General features: G+C 60.7%; 29 protein-coding genes and 1 riboswitch. Of the genes, 12 read left to right on the top strand and 17 right to left on the bottom strand.

The window, feature by feature from the left end; all coding sequences use genetic code 11:
- Positions 1-55: 55 nt before the first annotated feature.
- The 3 genes from ACNPM8_RS07200 to ACNPM8_RS07190 are packed head-to-tail and all read left to right on the top strand — an operon-like array spanning position 56 to position 3064.
- A complete protein-coding gene (locus ACNPM8_RS07200; RefSeq protein ID WP_448939540.1) occupies positions 56-1306 on the top strand; it encodes a magnesium transporter MgtE N-terminal domain-containing protein in 1251 nt (416 codons plus the stop codon).
- Positions 1307-1348: 42 nt separating this feature from the next.
- Positions 1349-1957, top strand: coding sequence for a DUF1003 domain-containing protein (locus ACNPM8_RS07195; protein WP_332498436.1), 609 nt, complete (start codon positions 1349-1351; stop codon positions 1955-1957).
- A gap of 3 nt (positions 1958-1960) precedes the next feature.
- Positions 1961-3064: an Mrp/NBP35 family ATP-binding protein gene (locus ACNPM8_RS07190; RefSeq protein WP_448939539.1), complete on the top strand. Its 1104-nt coding sequence runs from the start codon at positions 1961-1963 to the stop codon at positions 3062-3064.
- Positions 3065-3076: 12 nt separating this feature from the next.
- Here the strand turns inward: ACNPM8_RS07190 and ACNPM8_RS07185 are convergent, their stop codons facing one another.
- Together ACNPM8_RS07185 and sigE are read right to left on the bottom strand one after the other, a co-directional pair.
- The gene (locus ACNPM8_RS07185; RefSeq protein WP_105657525.1) at positions 3077-3481 is read right to left on the bottom strand and encodes a sec-independent translocase; all 405 of its coding nucleotides are present in this window, start codon (positions 3479-3481) and stop codon (positions 3077-3079) included.
- Between the two features lie 77 nt (positions 3482-3558).
- Complete coding sequence (gene sigE, locus ACNPM8_RS07180) at positions 3559-4176, bottom strand: RNA polymerase sigma factor SigE (RefSeq protein WP_105657526.1); 618 nt, start codon at positions 4174-4176, stop codon at positions 3559-3561.
- Positions 4177-4314: 138 nt separating this feature from the next.
- On the opposite strand from sigE, the gene ACNPM8_RS07175 reads away from it, so the two are divergent.
- Entirely contained in the window at positions 4315-4980 is a 666-nt protein-coding gene (locus tag ACNPM8_RS07175) for an O-methyltransferase (protein ID WP_105657527.1), read from the top strand.
- 96 nt (positions 4981-5076) lie between these two features.
- Here ACNPM8_RS07175 and ACNPM8_RS07170 read toward each other — a convergent pair whose 3' ends face one another.
- From ACNPM8_RS07170 to ACNPM8_RS07160, 3 genes are all read right to left on the bottom strand, one after another.
- A complete protein-coding gene (locus tag ACNPM8_RS07170; RefSeq protein ID WP_013349509.1) occupies positions 5077-5244 on the bottom strand; it encodes a DUF3117 domain-containing protein in 168 nt (55 codons plus the stop codon).
- Between the two features lie 123 nt (positions 5245-5367).
- A complete protein-coding gene (locus tag ACNPM8_RS07165; RefSeq protein WP_105657528.1) occupies positions 5368-5712 on the bottom strand; it encodes a DivIVA domain-containing protein in 345 nt (114 codons plus the stop codon).
- 3 nt (positions 5713-5715) lie between these two features.
- Positions 5716-6501, bottom strand: a complete 786-nt coding sequence (locus ACNPM8_RS07160; RefSeq protein ID WP_434692795.1) for a TIGR00730 family Rossman fold protein — start codon at positions 6499-6501, stop codon at positions 5716-5718.
- A 177-nt stretch (positions 6502-6678) separates the two neighbouring features.
- Between ACNPM8_RS07160 and ACNPM8_RS07155 the strand changes: the two genes are divergently transcribed.
- The 4 genes from ACNPM8_RS07155 (at position 6679) to ACNPM8_RS07140 (ending at position 9997) form a co-directional block, all read left to right on the top strand.
- The gene (locus ACNPM8_RS07155) at positions 6679-7410 is read left to right on the top strand and encodes an amino acid ABC transporter ATP-binding protein (RefSeq protein ID WP_181148852.1); all 732 of its coding nucleotides are present in this window, start codon (positions 6679-6681) and stop codon (positions 7408-7410) included.
- Between the two features lie 31 nt (positions 7411-7441).
- Positions 7442-8272, top strand: coding sequence for a glutamate ABC transporter substrate-binding protein (locus tag ACNPM8_RS07150; RefSeq protein ID WP_105657531.1), 831 nt, complete (start codon positions 7442-7444; stop codon positions 8270-8272).
- Positions 8273-8411: 139 nt separating this feature from the next.
- Positions 8412-9089: an amino acid ABC transporter permease gene (locus ACNPM8_RS07145; protein WP_105657532.1), complete on the top strand. Its 678-nt coding sequence runs from the start codon at positions 8412-8414 to the stop codon at positions 9087-9089.
- Positions 9086-9997 carry an amino acid ABC transporter permease gene (locus ACNPM8_RS07140; RefSeq protein WP_105657533.1) on the top strand — a complete coding sequence of 304 codons (912 nt, stop codon included), beginning with the start codon at positions 9086-9088 and terminating at the stop codon, positions 9995-9997. Before ACNPM8_RS07145 ends, ACNPM8_RS07140 begins: the two co-directional genes overlap by 4 nt.
- 89 nt (positions 9998-10086) lie before the next feature.
- Here ACNPM8_RS07140 and dapE read toward each other — a convergent pair whose 3' ends face one another.
- Entirely contained in the window at positions 10087-11163 is a 1077-nt protein-coding gene (dapE, locus tag ACNPM8_RS07135; protein ID WP_105657534.1) for a succinyl-diaminopimelate desuccinylase, read from the bottom strand.
- A gap of 82 nt (positions 11164-11245) precedes the next feature.
- Between dapE and dapD the strand changes: the two genes are divergently transcribed.
- Positions 11246-12199 (top strand): 2,3,4,5-tetrahydropyridine-2,6-dicarboxylate N-succinyltransferase, encoded by a 954-nt coding sequence (gene dapD / locus ACNPM8_RS07130; RefSeq protein ID WP_105657535.1) that lies wholly within the window; start codon positions 11246-11248, stop codon positions 12197-12199.
- Between the two features lie 62 nt (positions 12200-12261).
- Here the strand turns inward: dapD and ACNPM8_RS07125 are convergent, their stop codons facing one another.
- The 4 genes from ACNPM8_RS07125 to fdxA all read right to left on the bottom strand — a co-directional run bounded on the left by ACNPM8_RS07125 (position 12262) and on the right by fdxA (position 15849).
- Positions 12262-12810, bottom strand: coding sequence for a hypothetical protein (locus tag ACNPM8_RS07125; RefSeq protein ID WP_133833694.1), 549 nt, complete (start codon positions 12808-12810; stop codon positions 12262-12264).
- Between the two features lie 202 nt (positions 12811-13012).
- Complete coding sequence (locus tag ACNPM8_RS07120) at positions 13013-14299, bottom strand: citrate synthase (RefSeq protein WP_105657537.1); 1287 nt, start codon at positions 14297-14299, stop codon at positions 13013-13015.
- A 98-nt stretch (positions 14300-14397) separates the two neighbouring features.
- Entirely contained in the window at positions 14398-15513 is a 1116-nt protein-coding gene (dapC, locus tag ACNPM8_RS07115) for a succinyldiaminopimelate transaminase (protein WP_448939538.1), read from the bottom strand.
- A gap of 12 nt (positions 15514-15525) precedes the next feature.
- Positions 15526-15849, bottom strand: a complete 324-nt coding sequence (gene fdxA / locus ACNPM8_RS07110; RefSeq protein ID WP_013349521.1) for a ferredoxin — start codon at positions 15847-15849, stop codon at positions 15526-15528.
- 214 nt (positions 15850-16063) lie between these two features.
- On the opposite strand from fdxA, the gene ACNPM8_RS07105 reads away from it, so the two are divergent.
- Together ACNPM8_RS07105 and ACNPM8_RS07100 are read left to right on the top strand one after the other, a co-directional pair.
- Positions 16064-16306, top strand: a complete 243-nt coding sequence (locus ACNPM8_RS07105; RefSeq protein ID WP_400288366.1) for a putative acetyltransferase — start codon at positions 16064-16066, stop codon at positions 16304-16306.
- Positions 16307-16431: 125 nt separating this feature from the next.
- Positions 16432-16941, top strand: coding sequence for a helix-turn-helix domain-containing protein (locus ACNPM8_RS07100; RefSeq protein ID WP_448939537.1), 510 nt, complete (start codon positions 16432-16434; stop codon positions 16939-16941).
- Positions 16942-17004: 63 nt separating this feature from the next.
- On the opposite strand, the gene ACNPM8_RS07095 is transcribed toward ACNPM8_RS07100, so the two are convergent.
- The 7 genes from ACNPM8_RS07095 to thiO all read right to left on the bottom strand — a co-directional run bounded on the left by ACNPM8_RS07095 (position 17005) and on the right by thiO (position 23423).
- Positions 17005-17442 carry a hypothetical protein gene (locus ACNPM8_RS07095; RefSeq protein ID WP_105657541.1) on the bottom strand — a complete coding sequence of 146 codons (438 nt, stop codon included), beginning with the start codon at positions 17440-17442 and terminating at the stop codon, positions 17005-17007.
- A complete protein-coding gene (gene typA / locus ACNPM8_RS07090) occupies positions 17423-19330 on the bottom strand; it encodes a translational GTPase TypA (protein WP_105657542.1) in 1908 nt (635 codons plus the stop codon). The genes ACNPM8_RS07095 and typA overlap by 20 nt, the downstream gene beginning before the upstream one ends.
- A 147-nt stretch (positions 19331-19477) precedes the next feature.
- Positions 19478-20020, bottom strand: a complete 543-nt coding sequence (locus ACNPM8_RS07085) for a GNAT family N-acetyltransferase (RefSeq protein WP_448939536.1) — start codon at positions 20018-20020, stop codon at positions 19478-19480.
- Positions 20021-20087: 67 nt separating this feature from the next.
- Positions 20088-21233: a molybdopterin-synthase adenylyltransferase MoeB gene (moeB, locus tag ACNPM8_RS07080; RefSeq protein WP_448939535.1), complete on the bottom strand. Its 1146-nt coding sequence runs from the start codon at positions 21231-21233 to the stop codon at positions 20088-20090.
- Positions 21230-22051, bottom strand: coding sequence for a thiazole synthase (locus tag ACNPM8_RS07075; protein ID WP_448939534.1), 822 nt, complete (start codon positions 22049-22051; stop codon positions 21230-21232). The genes moeB and ACNPM8_RS07075 overlap by 4 nt, the downstream gene beginning before the upstream one ends.
- 2 nt (positions 22052-22053) lie before the next feature.
- A complete protein-coding gene (gene thiS, locus ACNPM8_RS07070; protein WP_448939533.1) occupies positions 22054-22299 on the bottom strand; it encodes a sulfur carrier protein ThiS in 246 nt (81 codons plus the stop codon).
- A gap of 26 nt (positions 22300-22325) precedes the next feature.
- Positions 22326-23423, bottom strand: coding sequence for a glycine oxidase ThiO (gene thiO / locus ACNPM8_RS07065; RefSeq protein ID WP_448939532.1), 1098 nt, complete (start codon positions 23421-23423; stop codon positions 22326-22328).
- A riboswitch (TPP riboswitch) is annotated at positions 23421-23525 on the bottom strand. It overlaps the preceding gene by 3 nt.
- A 79-nt stretch (positions 23526-23604) precedes the next feature.
- Between thiO and ACNPM8_RS07060 the strand changes: the two genes are divergently transcribed.
- Complete coding sequence (locus ACNPM8_RS07060; protein WP_448939531.1) at positions 23605-24564, top strand: GNAT family N-acetyltransferase; 960 nt, start codon at positions 23605-23607, stop codon at positions 24562-24564.
- Positions 24565-24615 lie beyond the last annotated feature (51 nt).

Below are 24615 nucleotides of genomic sequence, written 5' to 3'. Positions count from 1 at the left end.
TGGTCCTGTGGCTTTGCACACCGGGAACGGGGCTGAAACACGATAGTCTAGGAGGGTGAGCGCACAAGTGTCTAAAATCTTCGTCGCCCGGCTGCTCGGGCTTGATGTCTTTGACCCCTTGGGCGACCGCTTAGGCCGCTTGCGCGATGTCGTGGTGGTCTCCCGCGGCCCCAAGAAACCCGCCGCCTGCGTGGGCTTGGTCGTCGAGGTCCCCGGCAAACGGCGGGTGTTCGTTCCGATGACCCGCATCCAGTCCATGGAAGCCAACCAGGTGATCTGCAACGGCCTGGTGAACATGCGCCGCTTCCAGCAGCGCGGCCAGGAAATTCTGGTTGTCGCCGAAATGTTCGACCGCACCATCACCTTCGTTGATGGTTCCGGTCGCGGTGTCATCGAGGACATCGGTTTGGCGCAGACCCGTCGCGGGGACTGGGAAATCAACGAATACTATGTCCAGCGTGGAGAACCGACGGCCAATTTGCTGGGACTGCGTTCGCGCCGCCGCAACAAGGTGCTGGTCACCTGGGACGAGGTCAGCCACGGTTCGAAGAATGAACCGCAGTCCGCTGACACCTTCGTGGCCGCCCACGATGAGATGAAGCCTGCCGACTTTGCTGACGCCCTGCATGAAATGAATGAGAAGCGCCGCCTGGAAATCGCGGCCCATCTGCAAGATGAGCGCCTGGCCGACGTGCTCCAGGAACTTCCGGACCGCGAGCAGGTGGAGATCCTTTCCGCCCTGGGCCTGGAACGTGCCGCGGACGTGCTTGAGGAAATGGACCCGGATGACGCGGCCGACCTTCTGGCTGAAGTCAGCGAAGAGACCAAGCACCAGCTGCTGGATCTGATGAACGAGGAAGAGGCCAAGGATGTCCGCCGCTTGCTCGCCTACCCGGAAGGTACCGCCGGGTCGATCATGACCCCGGTTCCGGTGATTCTCACCCCTGAATCCACGGTCGCTGAAGCCCTGGCTTCGGTGCGCCTGGAGGAATTGAGCCCCGCGCTTGCTTCGACCGTATATGTGGTGCGTCCGCCGCTGGAGACGCCCACGGGACGCTACCTGGGCCAAGTCCACATCCAGGCGCTGCTGCGTGCCGCTCCCCCGGAGCCGCTGGGCGATATCCTTGATACGGAGCTGGAGCCGATGTCGGACCTGTCCAACATCACCGAAGTAGTTCGCCATTTGGCCACCTACAACCTCACCAGCGTAGGCGTGACCAACAAGGAAGGCCGGCTTGTAGGGGCCATCACCGTGGATGACGTGCTGGACCACATCCTCCCGGATGACTGGCGTTCCCAAGACTAGCCAACGCCCCACCCACCCATCAGCAGCAAAGGAGTTCCAGCTATGGCTGAGCAGCGCAAGAGTAACGGCCTGGATACCCCGCTTGCAGCACGACAACGCTTCTGGCCCCGGTTCTCCCCGAACCCCGACCTCTTTGGTTCGGCCACGGAGAAGTTCGCCCGCTTCATGGGCACCCCGACCTTCCTGCTGTACATGACGGTGTTCTGCGCCTTCTGGCTGATCTGGAACTCGGTCGCCCCGATCAATTGGCGTTTTGACGATGCCACCATCGGCTTCACCGCGCTGACCTTGATGCTCTCCTTGCAGGCCTCCTACGCGGCTCCGCTGCTCCTGCTGGCGCAGAACCGCCAGGATGACCGCGACCGCGTCTCGCTGACCGAGGACCGCGCCCGTGCTGAACGCAATCTGTACGACACCGAGTACCTGACCCGCGAGCTGGCTTCCCTGCGCTTGGCACTGCGCGATGTTGCCACCCGCGACTACGTGCGTTCCGAACTGCGCAATGTGCTTGAAGAGCTGCTGGAAACCTCTGATGGCGAAGAGCTGCACCTGCGCGCGAAGAAAAAGGGCGGCAATAAGAATTCGCACCCGCAAACCGGGATGATCGAAACCGTCAAGCCCCAGCAGGGCCAGTACCGGAAGAGCAAATAAGCATTGAGCACCACGCCAGAACTCCTAGCCGCCCTCGCAAAGGTCAACGACCCGGAGCTTCGCCGGCCGATCACCGAATTGGGCATGGTGGATTCAGCTGTCCTGGCCGATGGCACCGCCAAGGTCAAGATCTTGCTGACCATCGCCGGTTGCCCGATGCGCTCCACCATCGAGGAAGAGGCCACCGCGGCCCTGCTGACCGTAGCAGCGGTGCAGCGCGTTGAGGTGAGCCTGGGCGTCATGGATCCGCAGCAGCGCGCGGAGCTGCGCGAGTCACTGGCCAGCCGCCGCACCCCGTTCTCCGATCCTGCTTCCCTGACCCGGGTGATCGCTGTGGCCAGCGGCAAGGGCGGCGTGGGCAAGTCGTCGATTACCGCGAATCTGGCCTGCCTGCTAGCCTCCCAGGGCTTGAAGGTCGGCCTGATCGACGCCGATGTCCATGGTTTCTCCATTCCCTCGCTGATGGGTATTTCGCAGAACCCCACCCGGGTTGATGACATGATCCTGCCGCCGGTGGCGCACGGAGTGAAGGTTATTTCCATTGGCATGTTCGTGGATTCCAACCAGCCGGTGATCTGGCGCGGCCCGATGCTGCACCGGGCCCTGGAGCAGTTCCTCTCGGATGTCTACTTCGGGGACCTGGACTACTTGTTGCTGGACCTGCCGCCAGGCACCGGGGACATGGCCATCTCCGTGTCCCAGCTGCTGCCCAATAGCGAGCTGCTGGTGGTCACGACTCCGCAGTCCACGGCTACCGAGGTTGCCGAACGCGCCGGCACCATCGCCTTGCAGACCCATCAGAAGGTGATCGGGGTGGTTGAGAACATGAGCTTCCTGCAGCTGCCCGACGGGTCGCGCATGGAGGTCTTCGGTTCCGGTGGCGGTGCCAAGCTCAGCGAATCGCTGAGCCAGCAGCTGGGCTACCCTGTTGGGATGCTGGCCCAGATTCCGCTGGAAGAGTCCGTACGCGTGGGTTCGGATCAGGGCCAGCCGGTAGTGCTCAGCACCCCGGGAGCACCGGCCGCGGCAGCGATGCGTGAATTGGCCGGGAAATTGGAACAGCGACCGCGCGGGCTTGCCGGGCGATCGCTGCCGATGTCTTTCTGAGGACTTCTGGGCCTAGGTGGCTTCTGAGTCGAAGGGTGCCGGTTCGTTGGCGCCCAGCTGCAGCTGCTGCGCGGTAGCCGAAGGGACCGCGGTGCGCACCGGTGCTGGGGCCACGGTCTTGGCTGGAGAACCCTTTGCGGCATTCACGGCGTCGTCGAATTCATCGACAAGCGCCTCCTTGATGATTCGACGTGGATCATACTGGCGCGGGTCCAGCTTCTTCCAGTCGATGTCGGCAACCTCGTCGCCTACTTCCTCGCGCAGCTGCTCCTTGGCGCCATTGGCCATGCGCCGCACTTCCTTGACCAGGTTCGCTAGCTTTTTGGCGTACTCGGGAAGCTTTTCGGGGCCCAGAATAACGACCGCCAGCACGGCGAGAACGACAAACTCGCCACCATTAATACCAAAAAGATCCACGTAAGAAGATTACCTTGTTCCAGTGCCACTAACGAAGTCACCGCGCCACGCCAACGGTGAACACGCGATGAACGGGGTTAGCTGGCGGCGCGCAAGCCTCGCGGGATGCGCGGCAACGACATGGTCTTTGCAGGGCGGTTGGCTGGATTGCGGTGAGCGAGCGCATCACGAAGCATGGCGCGGCCACGGTGGATGCGAGAACGCACGGTCCCGAGCTTGACATCCAGGATGCGTGAGACTTCCTCGTAGGAGAAGCCTTCCATATCGCACAGGACAATAGCGGCACGGAACTCCGGCGACAACGCACGCAGGGCTTCTTGCACGTCGACATCCAAGTTGTTGAATTCGAAATAGCGTTCCGGGGTTACCGCGGTACCGGGCATCCGGTCTTCGGATCCCTCGGCGAAACGGTCGAAGCGGATCTTGCTCTTGCGCCGAGCCTGGTCCAGGAACAGGTTGGTGGTAATGCGGTGCAGCCACCCGCCCATGGTTCCGGGGGTGTAATTTTCCAAGGCTTTGAATGCGCGAACGAATGCCTCCTGGGAGAGGTCCTCGGCATCTTGGCGGTTACCAGTCAAACGGTAGGACAAACGGAAGACCCGTTGCCCATGTTCTTGGACCATCTGATCCCATGTCGGAGTCGTGGTTTCGGCAGTCACCGTAGAAGAAACTGTTTCACTTCGTGCATTGTTCACACTCCAAGTATGAAATGGGAAGCTGAGCTGAAGCTAAGAATACCCTGCGCGAGAACCTCCAAGTTCAACAACTTCAGGTAACGACGTAGGTACGATGGGAACTGGCCCCGCCAATTCAACCCTTGAGGACCTCCGCCGATGCCATCGATGAATCCAGAACTCTTCGCGAGCTGGACCTATACCCAGAACCACGTCAACGAACCAGAGCATGTCGCCCCGGTTCGCGAACGTGCGGAAGACCTGGGCGTGCGCTGCATCGATCAGGCCGGCCGCTCGATGCTGCAGATGCTCTGCACCCTGCGCCAGCCGCGCAATATCGTGGAGATCGGATCCGGTGTGGGCGTCGCATCGCTGGCGATGCTCGAGGTCATGGGCAACGCCATGACGTTGACTGCGATTGAATCGGATCTGGAGCACGCCAACGCGATGCGCCAGGGCCTGCGCGATTCAGGCATCCCCACGGCCCGCGCCCGCATTATCAATGAGCGCGCAGAGAACGTGCTCTCGCGCTTGGCCGACCACGCCTACGACCTGGTACTCATCGACGCCGGCGCTGAGCTGCTGCTCGAGTACGTGGCCGAGGCCAAGCGGCTGGTCGGAACCGGCGGGGTGATCATAGTGAACAACGCCTATGACGAGCACCGCCTGGCCAAGCCCGCGGTTCGCCGCCCCTCCACCGTCACGACCCGAGATGCGCTGCGCATGCTCCGCGAGGACCCGCGCTTGCAGACCCACCTGTTCCCTACCGAGCAGGGCCTGTTTGTGGCCACTGTCCTTCCTGCCAAGGCCGCGACCCGCCTCTAGCCGCTGATTTCGGGAAAGACAAAGGACCGACATTTCTGTCGGTCCTCGATTGCCGCACCAGCAACCCGTGCGGCCAAAGCTAGAACTTGGGCAAGCTTACTCAGTTACCTTGAGCAGGCACTCACGCAATTCGGTTGCCTCGTCGTTGTTCAACTCGACTACCAGTCGTCCGCCTCCGTCGATTGGCAGGCGCAAGATGAGGCTGCGGCCTTCCTTAGCGACTTCCATTGGTCCATCACCGGTGCGTGGCTTCATAGCAGCCATTAAGCTGTTCCCTTCGTCTGTGGCTAACGCATGCACTGGCGCTTGCCGTGCATACAACCGAATGCCTAGTCCATCCTCAGCAAGGATTCCCTGCTGAGTTGGGACACTTATCTTTTATTATTACTAATTTTCGCCCGTGTCGCTAATCACACGCCGTGACTCAAGGTCACGAACCGTATTCTCCAGCTCGGTAATTTCTGCCGCGAGGACATCGAGCACCTCATCCACCTGGTCGCAGCGGTAACCGCGCAAGCCCAAGGAGAAGCGAACTTTCTCCACATCTTCAGCGCGCGGATTCTTGGCCAGCAGCACCGGCGGCAACGAAGCCTGGTGTTCCACCAATCCCGTGATGGGCTCCCCAGTAGATTCGAAGTGGCGACCTGCCGGTACATTCTTCCGCTGGCTGGACAGCAGCAGCGCAACAGCACCCACCAGCAATACTGCGATGGCAACAAGGAGGAACGGCATCGCCTACTGCCCCTTCGCCAGGTCGCCGACCTTCAGGTTTTCTTCATGCGCACGCAGCACCAGATCCACCGCTTCATCAGGATCATCGGTGATAGTGAACAAGTCCAGATCACCGGGGGAAATGGTGCCTTCAGCAACGAGCGTCTTGGTCATCCAGTCCACCAAGCCGCCCCAGTATTCGGTGCCCACGAGCACAATCGGGAAGCTGGTGATCTTCTTGGTCTGGACCAAGGTCAACGCTTCGAACAGTTCGTCCAGGGTGCCAAACCCCCCGGGCAGCACGATGAAGCCCTGCGAGTACTTCACGAACATCGTCTTGCGCACGAAGAAGTAGCGGAAGTTCAGGCCCTTGTTGACCCAGGCATTCAGCCCGGTTTCAAAAGGCAGCTCAATGCCCAGGCCTACGGAAACGCCGTCCTTGTCAGCAGCTCCCTTGTTGGCCGCTTCCATGGCGCCGGGGCCGCCACCGGTGATGGTAGTGATGCCTTCCTCGGCCAAGCGGCTGCCGACACGCTGGGCGATCGCATAGTACGGGCTGCCCGGATCCGTGCGCGCGGAACCGAAAACTGCGATGGCAGGGCCGGTGCCGGCCATATTTCCAAAGCCAGAGACGAATTCCGATTGGATTCGCAACACGCGCCACACGTCGCTATGCGTGACATCGACCTGCGGGCTTTCCAGAAGATGGTGGTCAAGCTGATCTTCCGGTTGCTTTCCTGGCCAGCTCGCTTCGATGTGGCGCTTTTGCCCGACCCGGGCATTTTCTTCACTCTTACGCTGATGAACCATAACTTCACTCTATCGGTTACTCCTGCGCATCTTCGGATGTGACCTACCGCTGATTGGAGAACAGTTTGATAACAACTAGGTGTGACATGGTCGACGGGTCGCGTAGTCGCCGTCACATCAAGTAATGTCTACAACATGAAAAGCGATCATCAGGCTCAAGCTTCTTCTGAAGGCCCTATCGTCCAGCTGACTGGGGTCAATAAGCACTACGGTGCGCTACATGTGCTCAACGGCATCAATCTCGAAGTGACCAAGGGCGAGGTCGTTGTGATCCTCGGCCCGTCGGGCTCGGGCAAGTCCACGCTGTGCCGCGCCATCAACCGACTGGAAACCATCGACGAAGGCACCATCAAGATTGATGGCAAGACGCTTCCCGAAGAGGGCAAGGCACTGGCCAATCTCCGGGCAGATGTCGGCATGGTCTTCCAGTCCTTCAACCTCTTTGCCCACAAGTCGATCTTGGAGAACGTGACCCTCGGTCCGATGAAGGTCAAGGGCATGAAGAAGGACGAGGCCAAGAAATTGGCGATGCAGCTGCTGGAGCGTGTGGGCGTGGCCAATCAGGCCGGCAAACTGCCCGCACAGCTTTCTGGCGGCCAGCAGCAGCGTGTGGCGATCGCCCGCGCACTGGCCATGAAGCCTAAGGTGATGCTCTTCGACGAGCCAACCAGTGCCCTGGACCCGGAAATGATCAACGAGGTCCTGGACACCATGGTGGGTCTTGCCAAGGAAGGCATGACCATGCTCGTGGTCACCCACGAGATGGGCTTCGCCCGCAAGGCGGCGGACCGCGTGATCTTCATGGCCGACGGCCAGATCGTCGAGCAGGCCACTCCTGAGGAATTCTTCACCAATCCCAAATCCGACCGTGCCAAGGATTTCCTTGGCAAGTTGATCACCAACCACTAATTTCATCATCACGCATCCAATAGGAGGAATAATGCGCAAGACTCGTTTCGGCACTGTAGCCGCAATGGCCGCCGTCGCAGCCCTGGCCCTGACTTCATGTGGCGGCTCCGGCGACAGCGAAGCCGACGGCGACAAGATCCGCATCGGCATCAAGTACGACCAGCCGGGACTCGGTTTCAAGGACGGCGATAACTACACCGGTTTCGACGTTGACGTCGCCAAGTACGTAGCCAGCGAACTGGGCTACACCGAGGACAAGATCGAATTCATTTCGGCACCGTCGGCCAACCGCGAGACCATGCTGCAGAACAACCAGGTTGACATGATCTTCGCAACCTACTCGATCACCGATGAGCGCAACAAGGTTGTCGACTTCGCTGGTCCATACTTTGTCGCCGGCCAGGACCTGCTGGTTCCATCCGACTCGGATATCGCCGGCCCAGAAGACCTCGATGGCAAGAACCTGTGCTCGGTCACCGGTTCCACCTCGGCCCAGAAGGTCAAGGACAACTACGCCCAGAACACCAACCTGCAGGAACTTCCGGGCTATGCAGAGTGCACCACCCAGATGAGTGGCGGCACAATTGACGCGGTTACCACCGATGACATCATCCTTGCCGGCCTGGCTGCGCAGCCTGCCTACAAGGGCAAGTTCAAGGTTGTCGGCGCGCCATTCACCGAAGAGAACTACGGCGTGGGCCTGCCTGATGGCACCGACAAGTGCGGCGACATCAATGCGGCAATCACCAAGATGATCGAGTCCGGCGAGTGGCAGAAGGCCCTGGACAAGAACACCGAAGGCACCGGTTACAAGCCCAACGCTGAAACCAACCCGCCAACCCTTTCGGATTCCTGCGCCTAGCAGCATCTGATGCGATGGGGGCCAAACGCAGCGTGTTTGGCCCCCATCTGCAATCTGCGTTTCCCAGGTACCAGCTAATGCAGGTACCGGACCCATAGCCGCTTGGCCGGTTTTCCGGCCATCGAGACAGAGGCTTGCAGTGGAGAATTACTTATCCATATTCACTGAGTACGACATTCCCGGAGCTTTCTGGGTCAATATCCAACTAACTTTCTGGGCTGCCATTGGCGCCCTCGTGCTGGGCACCATCTTGGCCTTGCTGCGCATCTCCCCCGTGGGGAGCTTCCAGGCCCTGGGCACCAGCTACGTTAACCTGATTCGCAATACCCCGCTGACCATCATCATCCTGTTCTGCGTGCTGGCCCTCTACGGCCAGCTCGGATTCGTGCTCAGCAGCGATTTCCAGGGAAACTTCTTCCGCCTCGCCGTCCTTGGCCTTGCGGTTTACCACGCGGCGTTCGTGTGCGAAGCGATCCGCTCGGGCGTGAACACGGTTCCCCTGGGACAGGCAGAAGCTGCTCGTGCCATCGGCCTGAGCTTCTTGCCCGCAGCGCGCTTGGTGATTCTGCCGCAGGCCTTCCGCGGCGCGATTGTCCCCTTGGGCAACACCTTGATCGCCTTGATCAAGAACTCCACCGTCGCAGCGGTCGGTTCGGTTGCCACGGAATCCTCCTCGGTCATGAAGACCATGATTGAGTTCCGCGCAGATATCGTGATCCCGATCTTCTTGACCTTCGCAGTGGGCTTCGTGATCATCGTCATTCCGGTGGGCCTGTTGACTACTTGGGCTTCTAAGAAACTGGCGGTGGCACGATGAGCGCGTCGATTCTTTTTGATACTCCCGGGCCAAAGGCCCGCCGCCGCATCTTGGCGGTAAACATAGTTGGCGCCTTGATTGCCTTGGGCATCGTGGCGTGGATCGTCCTCGGCCTGGCAGCCAAGGACCAGATGCAGCCTTCGCAATGGGATGACTTCATCGAAGGCAGCACCTGGAAGAACTACCTGCTTCCGGGTTTGTGGAACACCACCAAGGCAGCAGTCCTGGGCATCATCGGCTCGGTGATCTTCGGCCTGATCTTCGGTGTCGGCCGCTTGGCGCAGAATAAGCTGATCAACGGAATCTCCACCGTGATTGTCGAATTCTTCCGCGCGGTACCAGTGCTGCTGATGATCGTGTTCTTCAACGTCTTCTTCTCCCGTTCCCTGCAGCTGTCAGGTGATACGGCGATGTGGGCCGTGGTCGCGGCGCTGATCTTCTACAACGGCTCGGTCGTTGCGGAGCTGGTCCGTTCCGGCGTGCACAATCTGCCTAAGGGACAGCGCGAGGCAGGCATAGCGATCGGCCTGACCCGTGGCATGTCGCTGCGCCACATCGAGATTCCGCAGGCGCTGGTCGCCATGCTGCCGGCGTTGATCGGCCAGTTCGTTGTGATCTTGAAGGACTCGGCTTTGGGCTACATCATCAGCTTCAACGAGTTGCTGTTCTTCGCCCGCACCTACTCCTCGCCTAACGGCAACGTCCTGCAGGCGCTGATTGTGGCGGCAGCCATCTTCATCATCATCAACTTCACCTTGAGCAAGATTGCCGTGATTGTCTCGCGCCGGCTGAGCAGCCGGGTGAAGAAGGAGAAGAATACCCCGGCCGGCCCGGCCGCAGCTATAGTCGGCGCCCCAGCCGGCCTCGACGTGCCAGCGCCACAGGATCCTTCCGATCCCAAGGCCTAGCAGCTGAAACAAAAAATCTCCGTACCGCATGATTCACGCGGTACGGAGATTTTTTGTCTCTTCAAAGGCTGATCATCCCAGCCTCTGCGCTAGCCCAACCAAGTGCGCAGGGTCTGCAGGCAATCGCGGATGGCCTGCTGCGGCACATGCTCATCATCGCTGTGCGCCAGCAGCGCATCGCCCGGGCCGAAGTTCACGGCAGAGATGCCCAGGGCGGAGAAGCGGGAAACATCGGTCCATCCGTACTTCGGCTTCGGTTCCTGGCCCAGTACCTTGATCAGGTCTGCCGCGATCTCCTGGTCCAAACCGGGTTTGGCGCCATCAGCGCCATCGGTGCGTTCAATGTCGAAGCCGTCGAAAAGCTCAAGGACCACGGCTTCAGCTTGGGCCAGTGTCTTGTCCGGAGCGAAGCGGTAGTTCACTTCCACCTCGCAGTAATCGGGAATCACGTTGCCGGCAATGCCGCCGGCAACACGGACCGCGTTCATGCCTTCACGGTAGTCCAAGCCTTCAACGGTGATGGTCCGGGGCTGGTAGGCAGCCAAGCGCTGCAGGATCTCCCCCGCATCGTGGATCGCGTTATGCCCCATCCATGCACGTCCCGAGTGGGCTGCCTTGCCGCGGGTGCGAATGACGAAGCGGCTGGTTCCGTTGCAGCCGCCTTCGACGGTGCCGTCGGTCGGTTCCAGCAGGATCGCGAAGTCGGCCTCCAAGAGTTCCGGGCTGTTCTTGGCCAGGCGGCCCAGACCGGATTTGGCTGCTTCTACTTCCTCGTGGTCGTAGAAGACGTAGGTGATATCGTATTTGGCCTCGGTCAGTTCTGCAGCCAGCGCAAGCTGCACGGCGACCCCGCCTTTCATGTCCGTGGCACCACGGCCATAGAGCACCCCGTCGATGACTTCTGCGGGCACGGTGCCCTTGGCGCCCTCGGTGCGCGGCAAAGGCACGGTATCGAGGTGCCCGGCCAGCACGACGCGGCGTTCGCGGCCGAAGTTGGTGCGCGCTACGATGGCGTCCTGGTCCCGGTGCACCTCAAGGTGCGCCAGCTTCCGCAGCGCCTGGTGCACCTTGTCGGCCAGCTCTTGCTCGTTGCCGGAAACGGATTCAATGTTCATGATCTGCTCGGTAAGCAGGGCAACGTCTTGCTGCAGGTCCAATTCGTTCACGGCTGGCTACGTCCTGAGTCTCTAGCTTCACTTTTTTGTCATTTATCAACGTTACTCCGGGCAACAAAGATACGATCAGTGTATGACTTCAGAATCTGTGACATCCAGCGAATCATCTGTCCGTTTAGCCTCAGCCCATGGCCTGGCAACGGTCGCATCCGATGGAACGATCCTTGATGTTTGGTACCCGGCTCCAGTCTTGGGCGAACTCGCCAAGGCTGAAGGGCTCTCCGGTGAACTCGCTGCCGCCGCGCAGGACGATGCAGCCCGCGGCACCACCCAGAAGGTCGTTTCACTGACCATTAATCTTGATGTAGCACCAGCTGACACCGCCGATGTGTGGCTGCGCCTGCACCTGCTCTCGCACCGTCTGGTCCAGCCGAACAGCATCAACCTCGACGGCATCTTCGGCCACCTCGCCAATGTCGTGTGGACCAACTTCGGGCCTTGCCAGGTAGAGGGGTTCGAGGTGACTCGCTTGAAGCTGCGCGCCCGTGGAGCGGTCACCGTGTACGGCGTGGACAAGTTCCCGCGCATGGTCGACTACGTGGTCCCAGCCGGCGTGCGCATTGCCGACGCTGGCCGCGTGCGCCTCGGCGCCCACCTGGCCGAAGGCACCACCGTCATGCATGAAGGATTCGTCAATTTCAACGCCGGCACCTTGGGCACTTCGATGGTGGAAGGCCGCGTTTCCGCTTCGGTCGTTGTCGGCGATGGTTCGGATGTCGGCGGCGGCGCCTCGATCATGGGCACCCTCTCCGGTGGCGGCAAGGAGCGCATTGTCATTGGCGAACGCGTACTGCTGGGCGCCAACGCCGGTGTAGGCATTTCCATCGGTGACGACTCGGTAGTGGAAGCTGGCCTGTATGTGACCGCCGGCACCCGCGTGGTTCTGGGCGAGAAGCAGGTCAAGGCGCTGGAGCTTTCCGGCGTGCCGAACCTGCTCTTCCGCCGCAATTCCATCACCGGCGCCGTTGAGGCGTTGCCGCGCGCCGGCCAGACCGTTGAGCTGAACAGCGCACTGCACGCCAACTAGTTCTTGCCCTGCAGTCCAACTGGCAGATCACGGAAGTGATCTGCCAGTTTTTTATTGCTGGGCTATCCGCCGGGGAAGATGATGGTCACCATCGGCTGAATGAAGCCGTGGAAGGCCTTGGAGTCGCGTAGCAGCGACGTGCTGGCCACGATGGTAGCCGTGCCGGTCAGCCATGCCCTGGGCTCGTCCAGGGGCACGTCAATGAGCTGGATTTCCTGGCGGGTGGATTGCATGCCGTGCTCCACCCCGTGGTCGATGAGGATTCTTTCCAGCTCATCCATGCGGTGCGGCACGTACTTGCCACTGTTTTCTGCAAAGTCCTGGGCATGCTGCTGGGCAAAAACCGTGGCCTGGCCGTAGTGCGCGCGGGCCAGCCGGGCCAGGGCCGGGTAGCCGTCGTCTTGAAGCCGTTCAATCAGTGCATCGCTGGCCGCCGGCTCCTTGGCCGGCGCTATTGCGGTCAGCGAATCCCACCAAGAGCTCCATTCCTGCTTGAGCTGTCCATGCGAGTCGTCGATCTTGTTGCGGTTCTTGATATTGGAAGCCAGCCGGCTATTGGGTCCGGCCTCCGCGGGGTGGACGCCTGACAGTTCGCGCAGGTACAACGCCATCAGCATATTCTGATTGGTATTTATGGCTAGCGACCAATTATTTCCACGACGTTGGTACATGCATACCACCTGACTCTTCGGCACACTTGTCGTTCCCTCTGCCTCATAGGATACTCCCGAAGTACCGCTTAAAACAGGGAAGGACCTGTCGCCCCACTTGCGTGGAAAGACAGGTCCTGCCGCCGGGATCCGGAAACTCGCTCTAGGCCTGGTAGCCTGGGTAGTCGCGAGCGGTTTCACCCATGTACAGCTGGCGTGGGCGGCCGATCTTCAGCTCTGGGTCCTTGATCATTTCGCGCCACTGTGCGATCCAGCCTGGCAGACGGCCGATGGCGAACAGCACGGTGAACATCTTCTCCGGGAAGCCCATGGCGGTGTAGATCAAGCCGGTGTAGAAGTCCACGTTCGGGTAGAGCTTGCGCGAGATGAAGTACTCATCATTCAGCGCAGTCTCTTCCAGCTTCATCGCGATCTCAAGCAGCTCGTTCTTGCCCTGCTTTGCCAGCAGGTCGTGAGCGGTCTTCTTGATGATCTTGGCGCGTGGATCGTAGTTCTTGTACACACGGTGGCCGAAGCCCATCAGGCGTACGCCGTCTTCCTTGTTCTTGACCTTCTGCATGAAGTCTTCTGGGGAGATGCCGGAGGACTGGATCTCGCGCAGCATCTTCAGCACGGCTTCGTTGGCGCCGCCGTGGGCTGGGCCGGACAGTGCATGGATACCTGCAGAAACCGAAGCGAACATGTTGGCTTCGGAGGAACCGACCAGGCGCACGGTGGAGGTGGAGCAGTTCTGCTCGTGGTCAGCGTGCAGGATCAGCAGCAAGTCGAGGGCCTTGACCACATCCGGATCCGCAAGGTAAGGCTCGGCAGCGGTGCCGAAGCACAGGCGCAGGAAGTTCTCGACCATGTTCATCGAGTTGTCCGGGTACAGCAATGCCTGGCCGATGGACTTCTTGTGCGCGTACGCAGCCAATACCGGCAGCTTTGCCAGCAGGCGCAGGGTCGAACGCTCAACCTGTGCGTCATCCTTCGGATCCAGCGAATCCTGGTACCAGGTCGACAGGGCCGAAACAGCCGAGGACAATACCGGCATCGGGTGCGCGTCGCGCGGGAAGCCGCCGAAGAAGCCCTTGAGCTCTTCGTGCAGCAGGGTATGGCGGCGCAGCGAATTGTCGAACTCGGCCAGCTGATCAGCAGTCGGCAGTTCGCCGTAGATCAGCAGGTAGGTTACCTCGATGAAGCTGGACTTCTCGGCCAGCTGCTCGATTGGGTAACCGCGGTAGCGCAGGATGCCCGCGTCGCCGTCGATGTAGGTAATCGCGGACTTGGTAGCCGCGGTGTTCATGAAGCCGGGATCGTAGGTCACGTTCCCGGTAGTCTTCAAAAGTGGGGCTACGCCAAATCCGTCATTGCCCTCTGCTGCCTGAATTACTGGCAGCTCGAGGTTGGATTCTCCAAAGTGTAGCTGTGCAGATGTGGTATCTGTCATTGCATCTCCTAACCGGAAAGCGTGTAGTTCCGAAAGGTCAGTCGTCACCGTAGAACATACCGCGATTTGACCCATTCAAGCTAATTAGGGTGTCATCTTCACCGGTTGGCGGAAGAATTCAACCGTTCAACGGCAGCCGCGATCCGCTCATCGGAGGCGGTCAAGGCCAGGCGTACATGGCGTTCCCCCGCGGTGCCGTAGAAGACGCCAGGACCGGCAACGATGCCCAGTTCCGCCAGCGCCCCGATGGTTTCGAAGCTTGGCCGCCCAGCGGTGCACCACAGGTACAGTCCTGCCACCGAATCATCGATGGCCAAGCCGAAGTTCTCCAGCGCTGGCCGCAGCATGGCCCGGCGTGCCCGGTACAGCTCGCGCTGCGCCGCAACATGCTCGTCGTCATTCAATGCCACCACCATGGCGTGCTGGATTGGACCGGGCACGATCATGCCCGCATGCTTTCGGCTGTTGACCAGAGTTGGCATCAGGTTCGGGGCGCCGGCAACGAAAGCGGCGCGGTATCCGGCGAGGTTCGACTGCTTGGACAGCGAGTACAGGGCGAACAGGTCATCGAGGTTTCCTCCGTTGACCGCCGGGTCCAGGATGCTTGGCACCTGGCCCTCGTATTCATCCCAGCCCAGTTCGGCGTAGCACTCATCGGAGGCCACGACGGCACCCATTTCACGCGCCTGGGCCACGATGCTTGCCAGCTCGGCGGTAGCACGGACCTTGCCGGTCGGGTTGCCTGGCGAGTTGACCCAGATGAGCTTCACGCGTTCACGCTGCTCAGCAGTCAATTCCGAAAGGTCGTCGGTGGCGATGGGGGTCGCGCCGACCAGCTGGGCGCCGATGTCATAGGTGGGGTAGGCGATCTCTGGACGGACCACGATGTCGCCGGCACCCAGGCCCAGGAACAGCGGCAGCCATGCCACCATTTCCTTGGAGCCGACCGTTGGCATGACATCATCGGTGCTCAAACCGGTGACATTGCGGCGACGGGCGAACCAGTCGACGATGGCCTGGCGAACTTCAATGGTGCCGTGCGTGGTCGGGTATCCGTGCGAGTTCGCCGCCTCGGCCAGCGCCTGCTGGATCAGCTGCGGCGTGCCATCGATCGGTGTGCCGATCGACAGGTCCACGACTCCCCCCGGATGCGTGGATGCTTGCTCGCGGTATGGGGCAAGCTGGTTCCAGGGGTAATCGGGGAGCTCAAGCATAAAAGTGAAAACCTAGCCTTGGTTCTGTGGTGGCAAGGCGCTGATCAGTGGGTGGTCAGTGCCGGTGTTACCAATTTTAGCGGCGCCGCCCGGGGATCCAAGTTCGTCGAAAAAGTCGACGTTTGCCTTGTAATAGTCGGCCCATTCATCCGGCACGTCATCTTCGTAGTAGATGGCTTCAACGGGGCAGACAGGTTCGCAGGCGCCGCAGTCAACGCATTCATCCGGGTGAATGTAGAGCGAGCGCTCACCTTCATAGATACAATCTACCGGGCACTCTTCGACGCACGCCTTGTCTTTAACGTCGACGCACGGCTGAGCGATGATGTAAGTCACGAGGGCCGAGACCTTTCCTTGCACTGGGTGGTTTCAACAGGAGCTAGTGGTTTCCTCAGATGCTCTTTGAATCCTTTACCAGCTCAAACTACAGTCTAGTCCTGATACCCATGCATCGGACCGCCCATTGGCTCGCTGTGACGTAATCGACCATTCACATTTCAGCTTCCCGGGGTCCAGATGAATTCTTCTTACGAAAAGATGACGTTTCCAAATGCTTAATTTCAGTGATGTGACGCCCGGTGAACGGCTTGTTGTCCGCTACCGCTTGGCCGACGGGCGGGCCGGTGAGCATTTTTCCGATGCACTGGGCGAGTTGCAGGAAGTGACGGAGGAATCGGTGAGCATCCAAACCCGAGCTGAACTGGTATGCATCCCCCGCGCGGCGATCACTCACGCCAAGCGGGTACCGCCGGCTCCGACGCGCCGCAGGCCCCGTGCCCCTCGCGCCGAGTAGCAGCCTGCAAGCCGCGCAATTTTCCTGCTTCCAGGTGTTGCTGCCGCGGGCACACCCATACCGCTTGGGACGACATGTGATTTGAAACTGCCAATCACTCAGCGCTTTTCGCGTATGCTGTTTCCATGCCCTCCGATAAACTTGTCCAATCGCGAGCACGAGCTCTCAGCTCCCCGCTGAGGCTTCGCATCTTGCGCTTGTGCCTCCATGAGTCACGAACGAACAAGGAAATTGCGGACATTCTCGATTTGAATCCCGCCACCTCCTTGCATCACGTGCGAACCCTGGTCAGCAACGGTTACCTCGCGGCAGAAGAATCGCGCCGAGGCAACCGTGGCGCCAAAGAAGTGCCCTACCGCAGCACCAAGCAGTCCTGGGGCACGCGCATTCCCGACGCGGCCCCCATGCTGGTGGACACCTTCCTGCAGGAAATCGAGGGACTTGATCCCCAGGAGATGCAGGTAATCCGCTTGGGCCTGAAGCTCAATGAAGAAAGCCAGAAGGATCTCATGAGCCGGCTGCGCGCTGTGATCGAGGACTACGCGATGCGAGATCCGGATCCAGACGGCGTTGCCACCTCGTTGTTCTTGGCCCACCACCTGGATATCACCGGCAATGCGCGCAAAGACCAGTAGCCTGCTTTTCGCCTAGTTAAACACAGAAGGAGCTCTTCCCGTTGGGAAGAGCTCCTTCTGTTTTCAGTTCTGGCGTTGTTGCTTGCGCAGCACTCGCAAGGAGCACAGCAGGGCAATCACCGATGGAATAACCATTCCATACATCCACAAGGCCGAGGCCAGCGTTGGCCCGGGCAGGTACTTGTAGTACTCCATACCCAAGATCAGCTGGTCATCGCCCACATAGGAAATCAGGCCAACGGTCACATAGCAACCGATGAACCCCAGCGCACCGGCCCACAGCTTCGATGAAGAAACCGCAGCCCAGTACACCAGAACTCCGAGCAGGAGCCAGGCCAGACCCACACCCCAAACCAGCGGGATGTCGTTTCCGACATAGCTGATGGAGGCGTGGATTGCGGTCCCGAATAATCCTGCTGCCACGGCGGCAACAACACCGCGCCAGAGCGCGGAGAAGTTGCTGCCGAGGGATTTGCGCTTATTAGGAGCGAGCGCGTGCACGGGTAGCCTTGGCACGGTCGTTGGCGTTCAGCAGAACCTTGCGGATGCGGATGGCTTCCGGGGTAACCTCAACGCACTCGTCTTCGCGAGCGAATTCGAGCGACTCTTCCAGAGTCAAGTTACGTGGTGGGGTCAGGTTCTCGAACGAGTCCGAGGAAGCAGCACGCATGTTGGTGAGCTTCTTTTCCTTGGTGATGTTCACGTCCATGTCGTCGGCGCGGGAGTTCTCGCCGACGATCATGCCCTCGTAAACCTCTTCGGTTGGCTTCACGAAGAAGTTCATGCGCTCCTGCAGGTTGATCATCGCGAATGGAGTCACAACGCCTGAACGGTCGGCAACGATCGAACCGTTGATGCGGTATTCGATTGGGCCTGCCCATGGCTCGTAGCCTTCAGCCAGCGAAGCAGCAATGCCGGCGCCGCGGGTTTCGGTCATGAAGCGGGTACGGAAGCCGATCAGGCCACGTGCTGGAACCATGAATTCCATGCGAACCCAGCCGGTGCCGTGGTTAGCCATGTCGGTCATGCGGCCCTTGCGCGATGCCATCAGCTGGGTGATAGCACCCAGGTACTCTTCAGGCACGTCGATGGTCATGCGTTCCATTGGCTCGTGAACCTTGCCGTCAACCATCTTGGTAACAACCTGTGGCTTGCCAACGGTCAGCTCGAAGCCTTCACGGCGCATCTGCTCAACGAGGATGGCCAGTGCCAATTCGCCACGGCCCTGGACTTCCCAAGCATCTGGACGCTCGGTAGGCAGGATGTTCAGCGAAACGTTGCCGATCAGTTCCTTGTCCAGGCGATCCTTGACCTGTCGTGCGGTGACCTTGGCACCCTTGACCTTGCCAGCCAGTGGCGAGGTGTTGATACCGATGGTCATCGAGATCGCAGGTGGATCAACGGTGATCAGTGGCAGCGGCTTAGGGTTCTCAAGGTCGGTGAGGGTCTCGCCGATCATGATGTCTTCGATACCGGCAACTGCAACGATCTCGCCTGGACCAGCTTCGTCAGCTGGAACGCGGGTCAGGCCCTGGGTGGCCAGCAGTTCGGTGATCTTGACCTGCTTCATGGTGCCGTCCTGGCGAGCCCAGTTAACCTGCTGGCCCTTGCGCAAGGTGCCGTTGATCATGCGCAGCAGCGCCAGGCGGCCAAGGAATGGCGAAGCGTCAAGGTTGGTGACGTGGGCCTGCAGGACTTCACCTTCGGTGTAGGTCGGTGCAGGAACATGCTTGATGATGGTCTCGAACAGTGGCTCAAGATCTTCGTTGTCCGGCAGGGTGCCATCGCCAGGCTGGTTCATCGAAGCGTAGCCGGCCTTGCCCGAGGCGAAGACGACAGGAACGTTCAAGATTGCGTCCAGGTCCAGATCAGGAGCTTCGTCAGCCAAGTCCGAAGCCAAGCCCAGCAGCAGGTCCATGGAGTCGGAGATGACGCCATCGATGCGGGAGTCGGGACGGTCGGTCTTGTTGACCACGATGATCACTGGCAGGTTGGCGCTCAATGCCTTGCGCAGCACGAAGCGGGTCTGCGGGAGCGGGCCCTCGGATGCGTCAACGAGCAGAACCACGCCGTCAACCATGGACAGGCCGCGTTCCACCTCGCCACCGAAGTCGGCGTGGCCTGGGGTGTCAATGACGTTGATGGTCATCTTCTTGCCCTCGGCTGCTGGGCCGTTGTAGAACACGGTGGTGTTCTTAGCAAGAATGGTGATGCCCTTCTCGCGTTCCAGCTCACCTGAGTCCATCACGCGATCTTCGGTTTCACCATGGCTGTCGAATGCGCCAGTCTGCTGGAGCATGGCGTTGACGAGGGTGGTCTTGCCGTGGTCAACGTGCGCAACGATGGCTACATTGCGAAGTTCATCGCGAGTAATGGTGTTTGCTGACATGCGTGAAGGCTCACTTCCGCTCGAAAATTTGGGTCTGTGGAGTCGGGGCCAAAGTCGACCCAACAATCCAGTTTACGCGCTCGAGACTCATAGTCTGTTGATCTGTGTCAGAACATACAGGAATTTCATGTATCAGTCGCAAAGAATTCAGCGGATTGACCGCGTTGGCATCCAAAAACGCAGCTTGCTAGGCCCAAAGTTGACTTCAATTTCCGGGAGTTCAGCGTCCAGCAAGCCGCCGCATTTTTCTATGGTGGATTTTGAACCGATGTTATCGGAATCACAGGTAACCAGCGCATGTTCAATTCCTGATTCGCGAAGTTCCTGCAACCCGAATTTGCACAGTTCCTGTGCCACACCACGGCGACGATACTCGGGAATTACACCATAGCCGATATGTCCGCCGACCTGAAACAGGCTCTCGTTGATTTCATATCTGACGGAAACCCGACCTACCAGATCCCCTTCGTCAAAGGCGGCGAACAGCGCCGAGCGAACCCAGCCTTCTGGAATGTGCTCGCCTCGGCGCCCTGCCTTCATCCGGTAGATATAGTCTTCCCAGTCCTCGGCGGCAGACCAAGTTGGCAAGAACTCGAAGTCTTCGCGAAGCATCAAGTGGTGGGCGTCGATTGCCTGCTGTTCGTCCTGGCTTTCCAATTCACGGATCTCCAGCGTCTTTCCCAACGTCATAGCGCCAGTATGCCAGAGCGCCTTCGCCTCCCACCGGTGAATTGCGCGCCAAAGATGCGCCTGAGCCCTAGTAGCCCACCTGCTGGCCCCGCACTTGCCTGGCCCATTCCACGGTTCCGCCGCTAAGGCTGTAGACCGCAATGCCTGCATCCCGACCGGACATGGTGATCCGCGCCGCCTGCTGCGAACGGGCACCGGTTTTGCACACGAATACGACCGCCGAAGCGCTGTGCGCGAGCTTTCCCAGACCCCGTTCTTTGAGCTGCGCGAGCGGAAGGTGCTGGCTGTGCGGGATCGCTATGATGTCGCGCTCCCAGGATTCGCGCACATCCACCAGCAATACCGGTTCGTCCGCTTCCAGCTCCGCTAGCTGCTGAACCGTGAGCTCCGGGACATGCCCTTCGGCAGCGCAGGAAACCGGCAGGTACTCCCCCAGCCCGGTCACCGGCTCACGTTGCGGATCCCTGGCGAAATCGAGGGTCCGCACACTGGCTTCCAGCGCATCATAGAGCCAGAGCTTGCCGCTCAGTGTGGTCCCGATTCCGGTAATGAGCTTCAGGGCTTCGGCGCACATCACCGAACCGATAACGCCGCACAGTGCGCCGAAGACTCCTCCTTCGGCACAGCTGGGCACGGAGTCCGCGTCGGGGATTTCAGGAAAAAGATCACGCAGCATCGGGCCGGTGCGCGGATCGAAGACGGACACCTGCCCGGCGAACTGGAAGAGGGTTCCCCACACCAGCGGGGTGCCGGTGATTTCCGCGGCATCATTGGACAGGTACCGCGTGGCAAAGTTGTCGCTGCCGTCGATGACCAAGTCGTATTCACTGAATAGCGCCACTGCGTTGGATTCATCCAGCTTTTCATCCACGGTGATGATCTGGACGTTCCGGTTCTGCTCGTGGGCCATCCGCCGCACCGAATCCACTTTCAGGCGCCCTGCATCCTGTTGCCGGTGCATGGTTTGTCGTTGCAGATTGGACAGCTCGACGGTGTCATCGTCGATGATCCCGAGGGTGCCGATTCCCGCAGCGACCAGGTAGCTGGCAATGGGACTGCCCAGGCCCCCGGCTCCGATAACCAGCACCTTGGCGTTGGCGATGCGGCGTTGCCCTTCTTCTCCCACCCCGGGCAAGGACAAGTGCCGGGAATAGCGCGCCAGCTCTTCCGGTTCCAGCTCCGCGCCGGGTGCTACCAAGGCTTCCCGGCTCACGAGAAGTCACCGACCAGGGTTTGCATCATGCCTTCGGCCGGCGAGGAGGCCAGTGCGGTATCGCGGCGCGGGATCCGGCCAGCGAGCCGCGCGGCGCGCCCGGCACGCACGGCATCCTTCATGGCCCTGGCCATGAGCGGCGCGTTGTGCGCCCGGGTCACCGCGCTGGCCAGCAGCACCGCGTCGCAGCCGAGCTCCATGGCCAGAGCCGCATCCGAGGCGGTGCCCACCCCGGCGTCAAGGATCACCGGTACCTGCGCGCGCGAGACGATGGTGGAAATATTGTGCGGATTCAGGATCCCCAGGCCCGAGCCGATCGGTGCTCCGGCCGGCATGATTGCCGCAACCCCGGCGTCCTGCAGGCGCTGGGCAAGTGCCGGATCATCATTGGTGTAGGCGAAAACCTGGAACCCGTCGGCCACTAGTTGCTCGGTGGCCGCATGCAGTTCCAGCGGGTCCGGCAGCAGCGTGTGCTCATCGGCAATGACTTCGAGCTTGATCCAATTGGTTTCCAGAGCTTCACGGGCCAGGTGCGCGGTGAGGATCGCATCGCGGGCGGTGAAGCATCCAGCGGTGTTGGGCAGCGCAATCACGTTGTTGCGCTGCAGCAGTTCATACACGTTGCCTGCGCCGGCCGCCGAAAAGTGGCGGATGGCCACGGTGGTCAGCTCCGTTCCGGAGGCCTGCATCGCGCTTTCCAGGGTGGTCAGCGAACTCGCTCCCCCGGTGCCGAGGATCAGGCGCGAGGACAAGGAGCGTCCGGCGATTTGGAATGGGTCGCTGTGGATGTCCAGCTCGGTGATGTTGCGCGTTTCCATGCCTAGCCTCCCTGGGCCGCGGTAACGAGTTCAATGCTGTGCCCTTCGGCCAGCAGGTAGCTATTCCAGGCGCTGCGTGGAACGACAGCGCCATTGACGGCGGCGGCAACTCCGAGCTTGCTGCCGTCAGCGGCCACCGAGTTGGCGTCCAGTTCCTTGCCGATTTGCGTGCTGATGAATTCGCGAAGGGTGGTTCCTTCGTCCAGGTTCAGTTGCCGTGAATTGAAATTGATGCCGAAGCTTGTCATGGTTGCTGCTCCGTTCGGTGAGCGGTCTAGGTTGCGTTGGCAAAGCGGTGGGGATCCACAGCCTGGTGCAAGGGGTGGGATTGGTGGCCGTGGGCGAGATCCGCAGTGAGCGTTGCGCCCAGCGGAGCCAGCAGCACGCCGTGCCGGGAGTACCCGGTGCAGAGCAGCAGCCCTGGATCAAGGCGTCCAAGCAGCGGCCGGTCATCTGGCGTGGCGGGACGTGCCCGGGCCGTTGCCTCGTTCAGCGTGCAGTCGCTGATGCCGGGGACAAGCTTTCTCGCGTTGTCCAGCAGCAGGTGCATCGCGCCAATGTTCACCGCTTGTTGCCGGTCTTCACGGACACTGGCGCCAAGGACGAGGCTGCCGTCCCTTCTCGGCACCAGATACACCTGTTCCCGGTGCACGATGCCGCGGATGGTGCGGGTGATGAGCGGCGGGCCTGCTGGTCCCTGGATCCGGAGGATGTCCCCGTAGACCGGACGCAGCGGAAGTTCGTTCAAGCCATCGAGGGTGCCAAGACCGGTGGCCACGATGGTCTGCTCCGCTTCGAGGATTCGGCCCGATGCGGTGCACACAGCGGTGGTCCGCTTCCCGTCGGTCACCAGTGCCTGCGCCCGTTCCTCGACCAGGTGCGGACGCAGATGCTCCAACAGGATCTTGACGATGGATCGAGGGTCGACCTGGTGGTCATCTTGGCACAGGACCGCGCCAGCAATATTGGCGGCCAAGGCTGGTTCGAGCTTGCGGGCTTGGCTGGGCAGCAGCTTTTGCGCTGACAGGCCGAGGGATATCTGCAGTTCGGCCAGCTCGTGCAGGGCTTCGCGGTCCGCAGGCTCTGCGGCGACAACGAGCGTGGAGTTCTGCAAGTAGTCCGGGCGTTGCCCGGTGGCCGATTCGATGCGCTCGATGAACTGCGGATAGGCGGCATTCGAGGCGGCAAGCAGCTGGTGCAACGGGCCATTGCCCCAGACCGTTTCAGCTGCCGGGGCCAGCATTCCTGCTGCCGCGTAGCTTGCACCTTGGCCGGGTGCCGGATCGATGAGGGTGACGGTGTGTGCGCGTGAATCCAGCTCGAACGCGACGGCCAGGCCGATTATCCCGGCGCCAACAATGTTGACATGCACAAGGGCACGCTTCCTTCCTACGGCGGCATGACCCGCATCAGGTGTAGCGGTCGGCTCGGTGCCCTCTCAGCCTGGTCGATTCAGGCTCCCGCGGATTACAGCGATTATAAGCATGATGCAGCTCATAAAGTCGAACTTCACTGAACGCAGTTCCGTCATCTTCTGTGATGTACTTGCTGACATGGCATTCCATGACTTCCCTATCGAGCTTTCCCAAGGTTCTGCGCTATCCAGCACCATCATCTCGTTGGAGCAAGAACTCTTGGAATCCAGCCAACGCCATAGCCAGGAGCAATTGCAGCGGCGCTTGCATCCTCGGTTCGCCGAGGTGGGAGCCAGCGGGCGAGTCTATGATCGCGAGGCCATCATTGCCCAGCTGGCCCAGGAGCCGGCACGGGCTGCCGGGGCGTTGAAAGTCGAAAGCCCGGTGGCTCTCCAGCTTTCAGACCAGCTGGTGCTGCTGCGCTGGAAGCTGCTCTCCGGTTCCCCCAGCGAACGCAGTTCACTGTGGATCCATGAGCAGGGCCGCTGGCAGCTGCTCTTCCACCAGGGCACGGCCGCCGCTCATCCGCAGCCATCTGCAGGACCGAAGGAAACCGTGCATGCCGACGGTGAATTCACGGTGCGCCGGCTGCGCCTTTCGGATGCCGAAGCGGTCTTCGAGGCATTCTCCTCGAACCCCGACATGCTGCGCCAAGGCGACGCCGATTCCCCGCAAAAGGCTGAGTCGTATGTGCGCGCACTGCTGGAGGCCGGGGAACGCCAGCAGGCGATGGCCGTCGCATATCGGGATCGGCTGGTGGGACTGGTGTGCGGTACGGTCGACCCGGCCAATCGGAACGCGTGGATTTGGTATTGGATGAACCAGAATTACCGGGGCCGGTCGCTGGCCACCCGCGCCGTGGCAACCTTGGTGGATTACCTGTTCGACGAGCTGGGACTGTACCGCTTGGAGCTGGGCTTGCGGGCAAATAATCCCGGGTCGAAGCATGTGGCAGAAAGCAACGGCTTCCTGCACGAAGGTGTCGAGCGGGGCAAATTCCTGGTTGCCGGAGAACGCATCGATGTGCACACCTACGCGCGGTTGCGTACCGATGGCGGCTCTGCGGTCATGCCCTTGCCGTGGGGCACGCAGCAGTAGCTTGGCGGGCATCAAAAAAGTCGCGGAATCCGGTTTTGGATTCCGCGACGT

The sequence above is a fragment of the Glutamicibacter sp. AGC46 genome (assembly GCF_053543715.1).
Note: the sequence above shows the minus strand (reverse complement) of the source record. Positions and strands in the feature narration are given on the sequence as shown.